Genomic DNA, 12,680 nt, shown 5'->3' on the forward strand with positions numbered 1-12,680 from the left:
TCTCAGATCTGCCCGTGGAGGGAACTTAATCGTTCGTCAGTTATTACTTGCTAAGGAAAGATCCAAGGCCTATTCTTTCCAAAGACAGGGGAGATGGTGATATGCTACCGGTCATGGAAGCCGCCCGAAAGCCCTCTAAGGAGGGAATGGTCTTAACGAAGGCAACAATTAGGGCTGCCGATCGCCTTGGGATGCAGCAGCGCGTCTTGGGCAACGTGTTGGGCCTTTCCGAATCAGTAATCTCTCGCATGAAGAGCGGGGAGTATGTGCTTGAGCGGGGCAAGCCATTTGAACTCGCCGTCCTCTTTGTTCGGCTTTATCGATCGCTTGATGCAATTGTAAGTGGCGATGATAAAACGGCCGGCGAGTGGCTGAGAAACGAAAATATTGCGCTAAGGGCTCGGCCACTTGAAATGATTCAGAAGGTGCAGGGCCTCGTCGATGTCATCCGATATTTGGACTCCAGAAGAGCTATCATCTAAAGCCGCTGCCCTGGCGGCCAGATCATGGCGAATTGTCGAGGCGCAGCATCAAGCCTCGACAATGAAAGTAACGGATACATTGCCCGAGCAGGACATTCTTGAGCGACTGATAGACGAGACGAAACCACCCATCCCGCCCGGTTGCGAGGCTCTCCATTTCCTTCTGATGACGCCATTCCGCTATAGCGCTCAGAATCCCAATGGGAGCAGGTTTCGTCGCCCGAACGCCGCGGATGGCGTGTTTTACGCCGCAGAACATCCGGTCACCGCAATCGCTGAGATGGCCTTTTATCGTTTGCTCTTTTTCGCGGAATCTCCCGGGATTTCTTGGCCGCGAAATCCGGGAGAATATACAGCCTTTGCGGTTGAAATTGCCACGGACAGAGCTGTGGACCTTATCACCAGTCCGTTTATTGACCATGTACCGCTGTACGATCTCGTCGACTATTCCGCCTCTCAGGCAGTCGCTGACCGCGCCCGCCAAGCCGCCATTGAAGTTATCAAGTACATGTCAGTTCGAGATCCCGAAAAGCGGCCAAACCTGGCAATCCTAAGCCCAAAGGCGTTCGCGCGGCATGAGCCGGTTGACCGCCAGAGTTGGAAGCTTCATCTGGATTCGAATGGCGTCCGCGCAATCTGCGAAGCGCCTCACATATCAATTGCCTTCGATCGAGATGCTTTCCGCGCGGACCCACGAGTAAAAGATTTCGACTGGAGTCGCGAAGCAGTCTCGCCACGTTAGCGCCCGACTTAGGCGCGCCGTTCCGCAGCGCCCATTCTGCGCTTAATGAAGGCGGATAATGATTAGGGGGACGAGCGCCTGATGTCGGAACCTGTCTGCCTCGTTCGTCTTGAATCCGAGTAACACCGCTCTGGAGTTCCGCGTTCATGGCCCCCCGCGCCAACTGGAAAGGCTTCCTTCGGCTGTCACTGGTCACCTGCCCGGTAGCACTTTACCCGGCCACGTCAGACGCCGAGAAGATCTCGTTCAACCAGCTCAACCGGCAGACCGGTCACCGCATCAAGTACCTCAAGGTGGACGCCGAGACCGGCGACGAGGTGCCTAACGAGGACATCGTCAAGGGGTACGAACTCGAGAAGGGCCAATTCATCGAGGTCACCAAGGAAGAGCTAGAAGAGATCGCATTGGAGTCCACCCGGACCATCGAAATCGACGAGTTCGTCGATCATAGCGACATCGACCCGCGCTACTTTATCCGCCCCTACTACCTGCGTCCTGACGGCAAGGTCGGCCACGACGCATTCGCTGTCATCCGTGAGACCATCCGCGAGATGGATAAGGTCGCGATCGGGCGAGTGGTGCTTACCAATCGCGAGCACATCATTGCGCTAGAGCCCATGGAAAAGGGTCTGGTCGGTACGCTGCTGCGCTACCCGTACGAGGTCCGTAGCGAGCAGGAATATTTCGACGAGATCCAAGACGTGAAGGTCACGAAGGACATGCTGGACCTCGCCAGGCACATCGTCGATCAGAAGTCCGGCAATTTCGAGCCCGACAAGTTCGAGGATCAGTACGAAACCGCGCTCGTCGATCTGATCAATCAGAAGCGCGCTGGCAAGCCGATCACCCCGAAGTCCAAGCCCGCGGCGACGAACGTCGTCGACCTGATGGAGGCGCTGCGGCGATCTGTCGGCAAGGAGGCCGCGCCGGCGAAGGCGGGCAAGCCAGCCAAGAAGCCCAACAAGGGAGCGAGCGGTCAGCGCGAGATGCTGATGCCGATTGAGGGCAAGAAGCCGGCAAAGGAGGCGGCAGCCAAGAAGCCGGCAGCCAAGCCGCAGCGGAAGTCGGCCTGAGACGCGTGCGAGCAAGAGCTCACAGGGGACAACGGCAGAGAAGTCGTATGAGGCAGCGGGGTTCAAGCCGAGTAGGCACAACGCCGCGACCTTAGCACTAAAGAAACACATTTTAGACCGGTCTCCGAACTCCTAGCGGAGCGCGAAAAGATCGTTGCGTCCTCAGGGACGCTAGTAACTTTGTCTCCGCTGCAGCGAATGTTCGAGAAAGAAACGCAGCATCTCCCTCGTCGCATCCGGTCCGTCCGGATCGGTGTAGGAGCCGGCGGGGCTGCCTCCCGACCATGCGTGTCCAGCTCCGTGGATTTCCCAGTGTTCGAGGATTCCGCGCCCGCCCGCGTCGGTGTGGACCGTGCGAGTATAGGAATGCCCTCCAGGTACCCGCCCGCGATGCACCTTCGCCTTCGTGCGGGATCCGCCGATTGACTGTCGGACGATCCGAGCGCCGTTTTTGGAATGCACCGTGGTGTCGCGATCGCCGTGGAAGACGATTGTCGGCACGGGCGGGCCTTCGCTCGGCATTGCCTCAGGTCCGCCGCCTTGCTTCATGGCCATCAGCGCGGAGGGAAGGTCTCTGGCTGCTCCGCAAGCCAGTCCGGAATGAATGCCGATCGCTGCGTACAGATCGCCGTACGTCGATCCCATGACAGCCGCAGCCGCGGCTCCGGCGGACAGTCCGGCGACGTAGACGCGTTCCGGATCGATCGAATGGTCGCGCATGATCTGGCGGGTGATGCCGGCGATGAGCGAGGGCTCGCCTCCGCCGCGCTGCTGATCGGCCGGCCGAAACCAATTCCAGCATTTCGCCTGGTTCGCTTCTGCCCGCTGCGCGGGATAGGCGACGAAGCAGGTCTGTTCTTCGGCGATGAAGTTCATCCGCGTGCCGGCGGCGAAATCCTCCGGCGACTGCGTGCAGCCGTGGAGCATGACCACCAGCGGAATGGCCTGGCCATGATAGCCGCTCGGGATGAAGAGCTGGTAGGCGCGGCTTCCCGCGGCATTTGCGTAGACGCCTTCGACGAACCTGGCGCCGTCCGGCACGATGTCCGCCATGGACGGCGGGGCGCGCCCCAGCGATCCTCCCAGTCCGAGCCTGTGGAGGTTTTTGGCGATATCCACTGCCGGCTGGGTCGCCCGACGCGGACGCCTCGTCTCGGCGGCGTTCGCCTTGGCGTCGATGGTCGGCGGCTCTCCTCCTGCCGCAAGGTCGGGGTGGCCGGCCATCGGTGCGGTAGCGCCCCGTTCTTTCTCGCCCCGAAGCATGCGCTGGAGCAGCGCGGTGGCCTCGACGAGTTGGCCCGAGCGTGTGAGGCGTGTGGCTTCGCGAATGATGTCCTGGTTCAACATGAACTTACCTCGTCCTGTCAGCGAGAGCGGACTTGACCGCCGGACTGGCATGCAGGGCCCCCAGCACAGAGACCGATGCAATCGTCGCGCGGGCAAGCTCGGGCGTGACGTCCTGCGCGATGGTGGCGAGACCCAGAACATTGATGTGCAGCATCTCGCCCGCCCTCCGCGCCGCCTCGAGATCCTCGCGGCTGTAGTGTCGCAAGCCCAGGTCCAGGCTCTTTCGCGCCGTGGACTGCTTGACCACGTCGGCATGGCGTTCGAGCTGGTTGCGGATGGCGGTCCGGATGAAATCCGTGCGGTTCGAGTAGAAGCCTTCCTGCACCATCAAGTCGACCTGACCGAGATCGACAAAACCAAGATTGATCGTGATTTTTTCCGTGTCGGAAGGCTTTGGTCGAATTTCGTGAACGTTGCTCGGCATCACATCACCATCCTGATGGCATCCAGTTGGATGGTATATGGATGGGCTAGCCTATGCGTCAAGGGGGGCGTGCACAGACGGGGGGCGAGATATCTGGGATCCAGAGCGATCTGGCGAGGCTCACGCGTCTGCGGGCGGCTGCCGCCGTGAGGACGGTCGGACCGGCGAAGCCGTCTAGTCGGACTCCGTCGGGCACTCCGGGCAGGTGTCGCCAATCGAGCTAAGCACCTCGTGGATCTCTGCGACGGCTTCGTCTAAAGAAATCCCGGCTGGCGGATCGTGGCGCGCGATTTCTAAGGCACGCTCGCTGGCGTGTGGATCGGCGCGGTCTTTCATCCAGCCGTGTTCTTCGCACTCGCGGATGGCGCCGGCTTCGTGCAGCACGGAAATAGCCCATCCGCGAAGGGTTCGTATCGCCGGCCGTCGTTCCTTAGTCATCAGCATCAAGATCGCTCCCGCCAGGACGAATCCTTCCGCCCGCCTGCTCGTTCCGGGCGGTTAGCACGGGTCAGGGATTCGCAATCGGCAGAGCTCGGGCTTGTCCACGTGTTCCGCGGCGTCTGTGCAGAACTCTATGTCGCCGGCGGGGGATCTTCCTTCACGCCGCGTGCGACGATCCGCAGCGCTCCGTCCGGAAGCGGGCGCTGCAGCTTCAGAGCTTCGTCCGCAGGAGCGGTCATCCAGGTCTCGACCTCCTCTGGCGTCGTCAGAATCACGGGCATCGCTTTCGGATGGATGGCACCGACCTCGGCATTCGCTTCTGTCGTCAGAAACGCATAGAGGTTGTTCGTGGTCTCACCTTCCTTGACCTTCCGGACCGACGTCCAGTTGGTCCAAATGCCAGCGAAGCACGCGATCGGGCGGCTCTCGTCGAGTGCGAACCAGATGTCGCCGCCCTCGGCCTTGTTGAACTCGCTGAAGGAGTTGAACGGCACCACGCATCGGTGCTCCGGCCCAAGCCAGCGGGTCCAATGTTTACTTCTCACGTTGCGGATGTTGGTCGTGCCGCCGTCGGGCTCCATCCGAAGCAATTCCTTGAAATCGATGGTCTGGCCCTTCGCTTGCAGTTTCTCCGCGCGCTTCTTCGTCGCGTCCATCAGCGCCGTCGATGACGACGGCATGCCCCATCGCGCGATCGCGAGCTCGCGGCCGTCGGCACCGGTCCTGACGATCGGCGCCTTGTAGTCCGGAAATACGCCCGGCATCGGCGCGAGGTTTCCGACGTATCGGTTGACGACACGGAACAACTGCTGGATGGCCGCCTGATTGGTCGTAATGCTGTAGAGATTGCAGATGTGGACGGCCCCCCCGCTTGTCAGGATTTTAGCAGACTTCTGGCCAGATCGCTTGCTATCAGATGTCCGGCCTGTTTGCGCGGACAAAGCCCGCTGGCCAAGATGGTGTTCGCTACGCACGCTCCAAGCACATAGGCGACATTCGTGATGCCAGTGTAATCTACGGAAGCTCGCGCGTATTGACCGATCGGTCCTTCCATCTACTGCGTCCTGCAAGTTCGTGGGTCATCCGGCGAGCAATCTCGGCCGGTACACTGAGTTCAGATCAGATGGGCATGGCGGCTACCGGCCGGTTGTACACGCCACCCGATATCATCAAGCGCCAGGCGATACGGGCGAACTTGTTGGCTAAGGCCACCGCGACTAACTTCGGCGGCTTTCGCTCCAGCAGCGAAGTGAGCCAGGGTGTCGGCTTATGACGGCCCTTTCGAATGTGCCTCAGCAGCGCGGTCGCGCCGACAATCAACGTCGATCGGAGCATTGAATCTCCGGCCTTTGTGATACCGCCATATCGTTGCCGGCCGCCAGTTGAGTGATCCTTGGGGGTCAGTCCGAGCCAAGCCGCGAAGTCGCGGCCTGATCTGAACGTCTCCGGCGGGGGCGCCTTCATGCTTAGCATGGACGACCCAATCGGACCGACGCCAGGAATCGTCGCGATCCGCCTGCTGACATCATCCTCACGATGCCACTTCATCAGCTTGGCTTCGATCTTTGCCAGGCGGGCTTCGACCGCGGCATACTCCTCCGCCTGAAGGCGGAAGAGATCCCGCGCCATTTCCGGTAAGTTGTCATCCTCGAGCACCCGCTTGATAAGTGCCGTGACGTTCTGCCGACCGGCGGGGCCAACGATGCCAAACTCAGCCGCATAACTCCTGAAGGCATTAGAAAGCTGCGACTTCACGCTGACCAGGCGTTCCCGCACGGTCATCAACATGCAGGCCGCTTGCCGTTCTTTTGACTTCACCGGTACAAACCGCATACTCGGCCGGGTGACCGCCTCGCACAGCGCCTCGGCATCGGCCGCGTCGTTCTTGCCGCGCTTTACGTAAGCCTTCACATATTGGGGCGGGATCAGCTTCACTTCATGACCAAACGACTGCAGCAGGCGCGCCCAGTGATGCGAACTGCCGCAGGACTCAATGGCGACGAGGACCGGCGGAAGGCGCTCGAAGTAGCGGATCATCTCGGCTCGCCGAAACTGCCGCCGGACGACTACTGCCTCGTTCTCGTCAACACCGTGAAGCTGGAAGACCGACTTGGAAGTGTCCATACCGATACGAATGGGAAGATTCATCAGACTTTCCTCTCATCTAGCTATGACGCCAGAGCGCCATAGAACCGTGGGGATGAGAGGCCGTCCACACCAGCACATGCTCCCCACTATCCTGATTCCAAGTCAAAGCTAACGCTCTTCGGTCGGATGCACCCACTTGTAAGGCGTGATCTGCCTTGTCTCAGTCAGTTTGATCATGCGGGCGGGCGGCGCGTAGCGAGTAGTGCGGCACGATCGACACTTGAGGGAAGCTTCTAACTTCCAGAGCGGCGTATCCTGAGGCCGGCGGATGGCGTCCAGCGGGACACTGGAGCGCGCCTTACAGCGGGAGCACTCGACCTCTAACCAGGCAAGCCCGCCATTGAGGCATTGACCTATTGTCGGGGAGGGTTGGGCAGGGCCGCCGTAGCCTTCCATGCGGACGGACCAGGCTTCTGCCTCCGCTCGGTCGGCCTCTCGAACGGCCTTCTGGGCACGCTCACGGGCTCCCTGGGCGTGGATCTTCGCGCCCATAATCCGGCCGCCCCAGATGACCTCTCGCGACTTGGTGCTCATGCGAGACAGAATCCGACGAACAGAGCGGAAGGCAAGCCGCTAGGCCTAGAGAGATCCCGCGCCATCGTGCCAAAAGGTTGGTCAAGGACGAGCACCCGCCCTCAGGAATAATTTTGAAATACCGAAATTCCACTTGCTCCGTCGGGCAAAACAGTGGTTCATAAGATGCTGGCTCTAACTGCGTTAAGGGAACCGGCGCTATGGCGGACGAAGTAGAGGTCTCTTCCGAACTGTCGAAAATTGCAAAGCTGAATGGGGACTTCAGGAAGAACTACGGCACATTGCTTGGCGCGATTCTGTATCTGCGCTCGATCAGCGCAGCGCGTAAGGCATCCCATTGGGGCGGACTAATCGTAGCCTTTGCGACAGCCATTCTGACGTGGATAGCGAAGTACGGATTGCCGTGGGGGAGCCCATCGTGAAGACGTGAATTTCGTGCTCTGGGCTCGCTGCCTTAAATTGTTGGGAGCGCGACGTGTTGGAGGTGGGTCCGATGACCAACGCGCTCGTTCCGCAGAAAATCTGTCTGCCGAAATCACAGCGGGCGCGGCGCGCTGCGCAATACGTCCGGATGTCGACCGACTATCAGCAGTATTCCATTGCAAATCAGTTTGCGGTCATCGCTGCTTACGCGCAGAAGTTCGATCTAGAGATTGTCAGCACCTACCGAGACGATGGCAAGAGTGGGCTTCAGATCAAGGGTAGGACCGGCCTCCAAGATCTAATCGATGACGTACAGAGCGCACGTGCCGATTTCAGCTGCATCCTTGTCTTCGATGTCAGCAGGTGGGGACGATTTCAGGACGTCGATGAAAGCGCGTACTACGAGTTCATCTGCAAGAGAGCCGGTGTCAGAGTTATTTATTGTGCCGAGCTGTTCGGCAATGACGGGGGGTTGATGGCGAGCCTCGCAAAGAACGTCAAGCGAGCCATGGCAGCCGAATGGAGCCGAGAGCGATCTGAAAAAGTCCACGCGGGCGCCTGCTTCCTATCTCGCTTGGGATTCAGGCAAGGCGGCCGGCCATGTCTGGGTTTGCGAAGAGAGCTGATCGATATCAGTGGCCGCTCGCGCGGCGTTTTGCAAAAGGGCGAGCGGAAGTATCTTCAGACCGACAGGGTCATTCTGCGACATGGCCCCGCTGAAGAGGTCGAGCTAGTGCGCTCGATCTTTCGGCAGTTCGCGCTTAAAAAAATGAAAGAGGTCCAGATCGCACGATGGCTCAATTCCATAAAGGTTGGGTGCCCGACTGGCCGTCCTTGGACCGCCTGGATCGTCCACAACATGCTGACAAACGAAAACTATATCGGCAATATTGTTTATAATCGTCATCCATTTCGGCTTCGAGAGCGTCGTTGGTTTAATCCACCTGATCGATGGGTGCGAAAAGCCGGCGCTTTCGAGCCTGTGGTCGAACCCCGGCTCTTCGCGAGGGCTCAGGACATTATCGCTACCCGCAAGAAATTCCGGGAGCGGTCCAACGAAGAGTTGTTAAAGCAACTCAGAATCGCTTTGCACAAAAACGGCCGACTTACGCGGGCCATCATAGAGAAAACGCCCGGGATGTCCCGTCCGTCGGTCTACCAACTGCGGTTTGGGACCCTCAGGAATGCCTTTAGCCTGATCGGTTACACCCCTGAGCGGGATTGTGAGTATATCGATACACGTCAGGATCGATGTGCTCTGTTGCAGGAGATTTCCTTAAGGTTGGCAACCGCTCTCGCGGAGTTCGGGGAAGATGTACGGCTCGATCAGTTCACGTCAAAGATCGAAGTAAGGGGCATCGCAATCGTTTTTCGTACGGCTCGCACTTCCGACGACGGGAATGAACGTCATTCCAGCATCTGGACCGTCAAGCGAGAGCAGCAGACAACGTCCGGGCTAGCGATCATTGCAAGGCTCGACGCCTCAAACAAGGCTCCTCGCGATTTTTTCGTAGTGCCCGTCTCGACAATTTCGCAGCGCTTGAGATTTTCGGAAAATAGCCTCAGCCGCTACGGCTTGCGTCCAATTGAGGCGGTCGACGGCGTCATTCGCGCGGTCAAACGCCGCCTCCAGAAATCGGATACTGTCCGTATTTGATGGGCGGGTCAATGCGCGACGGCCTCGCCAACGCTGACACTGTACGTGGCGAGGCCGCCTGCGCTCCGGGTCACCAGGGCTGGTATTTGCCCGGAGGAATACCGATCTTACCACCGCCATCAGGAATAACGATTGCCCGAAAGAGGCACTCACTCCGGGATCTCGGAATCGAAAGGGGCCATCTCGCGATAGCCCCCTTGCCGGTTGCAATGATGTCCTACTGAAATGCCAGCCCCGGCCTGCGTATTACTACTTATTCCCGGAGCAATTGTGGAGTCCGCAAAACTGCGGTGTTTCATTACTAAGAATCCCAGACTGTCCTAATCTGCCCTCGCGGGTGTCCTAATTAGGACAGCACCGTTGGTCGCGGGACAGGACGTTCATGAGGGCGCAATCTCGCTGAGGCTGCAACCCAAAGCGGTCCCGGTGGCTCAGGACGCCGGATTCGGACCGGCATCTCCACACTCGTAGGGGCGGGTGTCCCGTTAGACGAGAGGCGGCCTTGCTTTAACTGATGCGATCTTCTGGATTGAGAATCGGGCCAGTGCGGCGTGTCTCCGCAGCCTTTGCCTTCTCGGCTTTGTCGTATTGCTCAAGGGCGAGGAGGTGGAGAGCCGCAGCTTTTGTTGGCTCTGGTTCTGCAAGTGATAGCCGAGCTGCGAGCACGGCTTGGCGAAGGTGATATTCCGCAGACGGCACGCTTTCGACTCTCCAATGGCCCCACAGCCAATGGACTCGAAAACCAAAGAACCCGAACTCCGTTCCGGGCTTTTGTACAAAAATGCACGCAAGCAATAGACAAGGCCTCGGCTCCGGGGCAGGCGGGCGGCTGAGGCCTTGTGGATCACGTTGTCGAGGCGCGATCCGGAACCATCAACTTAGTGCTTTTGGTTCCGTTCGGAGCATCGGGGTTAGTGAGCATTACCCGTTAGGACACTCGCAAATTCGAATTAGGACACTGGGGGTCAAATACGGACCCCGGCCGCCCCAGACGACCTCTCCTGACTTTATGCCCATGCCGACAATGCCGAGGGCCGGAGGCTGACAAATCATCAACTTATGGGGGCTCGGAACGCACAAAGACGACTACCTGTCGCCGGCTGTGGAGGACTCGAGCCATGTAAACTACTCGCTCGTCGCGGCGAGCCGCCACGCGGCGACGTCCGCAGCGGCGTGACATTGTTCGCAGGTGAGATGTCCCGCGGGGAGCGAGCGGCCGCGCGAGAGGTTGGCCGGCGATGCCGCCTTCAGGCAATTCGGACAGACCAACGCGACTCTTCGCAGTCGCCAGCGCTGTAGAAGAAACGAAAGCATTGCAGCAGTCCCCTGAGAATAGTTCTATCTGGAGGATAGGGGAATGTTAAGTGCACTTTAGGCGAGCCTAAATTCCGACTGCCAGAAAGTTCGGATATCGCGAAACTTTCGCTTGCTCCGTCGGGCAAAACAGGTGGTTCATAAGACGCTGGCTTCAGCTTGATGCGATAGGGAACGTTCCATCGCGACTGAACTCACTGTCCATAGTACCAAGCTGCCCCAACGTCGTGAGCACGAGCTCCGGGCTGCGCAGTACATCCGGATGTCGACGGATCGACAGCAATACTCGATCGCAAATCAGATGGCGTTGATCGCGGGCTACGCAGCTGAGCATCGTCTTACTATTGTGCGCACCTTTATCGATGAAGGCATTAGTGGGTTGAGGATCAACAACCGGCAGGGGCTCATTGGTCTGCTCAACGAGATAGGCCAAAGCCTCGGACTTTTTTCTTTTCAGTCCCATGCGTTACGCTCTAGTTTGTACAGTTATCTTGAGAAAGGCCGGCAAGGGTCCAGGATCCCTTCGCCTGTAGCAAGGGGCCTTGGGGACGGGCAGGGCAGCGCGGGGGCACAGTCGGCGGATCACCGCTCCGCCGAACCTCGTTACAATGGCTCGCGTTTTTGTGCGCGCCGACGAAAGCTACGGTTGGAAACTACGGTCGTCACGCTTCTTTCGCGCGCAACATTCACTACTTGTCTGAAAGGGCAGGGAGGCTTCATTTAGCGTCAAGTTCATCCTTGATCCCGACCCGTCGAGGAACGCCATACTCTCGACTCGACTTTGGTGGCCGGGTCAGCCGCTTGCGGCTTTGCGGCAGCCCTAATCAAAGGAGGTTGTTGTCGCGTGGATGACTCCCGCGTCGAAGGTGGCCGTGCGAATCTAACCATCGTCCGACGAGGTGCTTGAATAGCTTGGTCGCCATGTCGGCTTTCTGCCCATCCGCAAGTGTCGGCATGCCTCGTCGAGGTCTGTTCAAGGGGATATAGCGGACTAGATTTGCTCACCTTGAGTTCTTCGCATTTTGACCCATTTCGGACATCGTTGCGGACCCACTCACTCGATCACTTCGGGGTACCGAGGCTTGGCTTGCCGGTCGGGGGGCCGAGTTCTGAAACCAGTGCCCGTGGCGACGGATTGACCAAAGGATCACTCGGCTGCGCTTGTCGCGCGTTTCAGAGTTACCACAGCAATTCCCCCACCGGATGCCGGTGTAGGATTCTTATACGTGAGCTCATCGCCGTTGATTGCGATGAAACGCGTCTGATTCGTATTGTCCCACGCGGGAAAGCTGCCGCCGATAATATGTAAGGATATTGAATTCTCAGATTCATTGACTTTGTAGTCGCCAAACATCACGATTAGCCCCTCCAGAACAGCTTTGCTTTGCTCGGCAGTCGGAAAATCGCGGCGGGCAAATTTTGATCGTCTCGGACGCATGAGATTGATTGAGAAGTGATCTGCTGCATCGAACATGAAATATCCTTTCGGATCGGAACCAAATACTTCGGTTGTTTTCCCGGTCCTTTCCTTCACGTTTACAAATGAAACGACGCTCCAAGTGCCTACAAGCTGCTGTTTGAGCGGCTCTGCGGCTCCCGCGGATAACGTGGCGCATGTAAGAGCTGCGGCTATCGAAGCTGACAATAGTGCTTTCATGCTACACCCTCCGGTTTTCAGGAACGTTCCATCTATGACGGATTAAGGGCTGGCCGCCCGGCTTAGTCCAGAGCTCGAAATCATTGTATGGGGCACTCGTCGGCTAGTGGGGCAATTCATCCCATAATACCGCACCGACGGCCAGTACGGGATTGAGCAGTCGGCCAAAACGCTACGGCCCGCGGCGATCCCGCGGGAGCCGTCGGGCGAGAAGGCTCTTGGGCCTGTGGGTAAGAAACAGCGGTCGTTGGAGCGTTCGGCATGCCGAGCGTTACTTGTGATCGCGAGAAAGCCGGCAACGAAGGTCCGGTTCTGGCCCATGAGCGAAGTCGCGGCACGTCTCGTTAAGGTCCACTCAGCGCGGTGAAGCGGACTAGTTTTGCTCACGTCGAGTTTTTTGCATTTTGACCCAATCGGACGTTTCGCAATCCGACAAGA

Annotated in this window: 12 protein-coding genes; 5 read left to right on the plus strand and 7 right to left on the minus strand. The window is 58.7% G+C overall.

The window, feature by feature from the left end:
- The first annotated feature begins 101 nt into the window (after positions 1-101).
- The 3 genes from QA649_RS23805 to QA649_RS23815 all read left to right on the plus strand — a co-directional run bounded on the left by QA649_RS23805 (position 102) and on the right by QA649_RS23815 (position 2,297).
- Positions 102-482, plus strand: a complete 381-nt coding sequence (locus QA649_RS23805; RefSeq protein ID WP_283019325.1) for an MbcA/ParS/Xre antitoxin family protein — start codon at positions 102-104, stop codon at positions 480-482.
- The gene (locus tag QA649_RS23810) at positions 442-1,224 is read left to right on the plus strand and encodes an RES family NAD+ phosphorylase (protein ID WP_283019326.1); all 783 of its coding nucleotides are present in this window, start codon (positions 442-444) and stop codon (positions 1,222-1,224) included. Before QA649_RS23805 ends, QA649_RS23810 begins: the two co-directional genes overlap by 41 nt.
- Before the next feature lie 146 nt (positions 1,225-1,370).
- Positions 1,371-2,297 (plus strand): Ku protein, encoded by a 927-nt coding sequence (locus tag QA649_RS23815; protein ID WP_283019327.1) that lies wholly within the window; start codon positions 1,371-1,373, stop codon positions 2,295-2,297.
- A gap of 171 nt (positions 2,298-2,468) precedes the next feature.
- Here the strand turns inward: QA649_RS23815 and QA649_RS23820 are convergent, their stop codons facing one another.
- From QA649_RS23820 to QA649_RS23845, 6 genes are all read right to left on the minus strand, one after another.
- The gene (locus QA649_RS23820; RefSeq protein WP_283019328.1) at positions 2,469-3,644 is read right to left on the minus strand and encodes a PHB depolymerase family esterase; all 1,176 of its coding nucleotides are present in this window, start codon (positions 3,642-3,644) and stop codon (positions 2,469-2,471) included.
- Between the two features lie 4 nt (positions 3,645-3,648).
- Positions 3,649-4,068, minus strand: a complete 420-nt coding sequence (locus tag QA649_RS23825; protein ID WP_283019329.1) for a CopG family transcriptional regulator — start codon at positions 4,066-4,068, stop codon at positions 3,649-3,651.
- Positions 4,069-4,242: 174 nt separating this feature from the next.
- Positions 4,243-4,512 (minus strand): hypothetical protein, encoded by a 270-nt coding sequence (locus tag QA649_RS23830; RefSeq protein ID WP_283019330.1) that lies wholly within the window; start codon positions 4,510-4,512, stop codon positions 4,243-4,245.
- Between the two features lie 128 nt (positions 4,513-4,640).
- Positions 4,641-5,363, minus strand: a complete 723-nt coding sequence (locus QA649_RS23835; protein WP_283026082.1) for an SOS response-associated peptidase family protein — start codon at positions 5,361-5,363, stop codon at positions 4,641-4,643.
- A gap of 265 nt (positions 5,364-5,628) precedes the next feature.
- Complete coding sequence (locus QA649_RS23840) at positions 5,629-6,657, minus strand: IS110 family transposase (protein WP_283019331.1); 1,029 nt, start codon at positions 6,655-6,657, stop codon at positions 5,629-5,631.
- Positions 6,658-6,765: 108 nt separating this feature from the next.
- Positions 6,766-7,191 carry a hypothetical protein gene (locus QA649_RS23845; RefSeq protein ID WP_283019332.1) on the minus strand — a complete coding sequence of 142 codons (426 nt, stop codon included), beginning with the start codon at positions 7,189-7,191 and terminating at the stop codon, positions 6,766-6,768.
- Positions 7,192-7,684: 493 nt separating this feature from the next.
- Here QA649_RS23845 and QA649_RS23850 point away from each other — a divergent pair, with 493 nt between their 5' ends.
- The gene (locus QA649_RS23850; RefSeq protein ID WP_283019333.1) at positions 7,685-9,271 is read left to right on the plus strand and encodes a recombinase family protein; all 1,587 of its coding nucleotides are present in this window, start codon (positions 7,685-7,687) and stop codon (positions 9,269-9,271) included.
- A 1,615-nt stretch (positions 9,272-10,886) separates the two neighbouring features.
- Positions 10,887-11,309 (plus strand): hypothetical protein, encoded by a 423-nt coding sequence (locus QA649_RS23855; protein WP_283026083.1) that lies wholly within the window; start codon positions 10,887-10,889, stop codon positions 11,307-11,309.
- A gap of 423 nt (positions 11,310-11,732) precedes the next feature.
- Here the strand turns inward: QA649_RS23855 and QA649_RS23860 are convergent, their stop codons facing one another.
- Complete coding sequence (locus QA649_RS23860; protein WP_283019334.1) at positions 11,733-12,242, minus strand: lipocalin-like domain-containing protein; 510 nt, start codon at positions 12,240-12,242, stop codon at positions 11,733-11,735.
- Between the last annotated feature and the right edge of the window lie 438 nt (positions 12,243-12,680).

The organism is Bradyrhizobium sp. CB1717, assembly GCF_029714325.1.
In the GTDB taxonomy this organism is placed as follows: Bacteria; Pseudomonadota; Alphaproteobacteria; order Rhizobiales; family Xanthobacteraceae; genus Bradyrhizobium.

Bases quoted from the DNA above. Each gene is read 5' to 3' on its own strand.
- QA649_RS23805 (WP_283019325.1), top strand. From the start codon at position 102: ATGCTACCGGTCATGGAAGCCGCCCGAAAGCCCTCTAAGGAGGGAATG.
- QA649_RS23810 (WP_283019326.1), top strand. From the start codon at position 442: ATGTCATCCGATATTTGGACTCCAGAAGAGCTATCATCTAAAGCCGCT.
- QA649_RS23815 (WP_283019327.1), top strand. From the start codon at position 1,371: ATGGCCCCCCGCGCCAACTGGAAAGGCTTCCTTCGGCTGTCACTGGTC.
- QA649_RS23820 (WP_283019328.1), bottom strand. From the start codon at position 3,644: ATGTTGAACCAGGACATCATTCGCGAAGCCACACGCCTCACACGCTCG.
- QA649_RS23825 (WP_283019329.1), bottom strand. From the start codon at position 4,068: ATGCCGAGCAACGTTCACGAAATTCGACCAAAGCCTTCCGACACGGAA.
- QA649_RS23830 (WP_283019330.1), bottom strand. From the start codon at position 4,512: ATGCTGATGACTAAGGAACGACGGCCGGCGATACGAACCCTTCGCGGA.
- QA649_RS23840 (WP_283019331.1), bottom strand. From the start codon at position 6,657: ATGAATCTTCCCATTCGTATCGGTATGGACACTTCCAAGTCGGTCTTC.
- QA649_RS23845 (WP_283019332.1), bottom strand. From the start codon at position 7,191: ATGAGCACCAAGTCGCGAGAGGTCATCTGGGGCGGCCGGATTATGGGC.
- QA649_RS23850 (WP_283019333.1), top strand. From the start codon at position 7,685: ATGACCAACGCGCTCGTTCCGCAGAAAATCTGTCTGCCGAAATCACAG.
- QA649_RS23855 (WP_283026083.1), top strand. From the start codon at position 10,887: ATGGCGTTGATCGCGGGCTACGCAGCTGAGCATCGTCTTACTATTGTG.
- QA649_RS23860 (WP_283019334.1), bottom strand. From the start codon at position 12,242: ATGAAAGCACTATTGTCAGCTTCGATAGCCGCAGCTCTTACATGCGCC.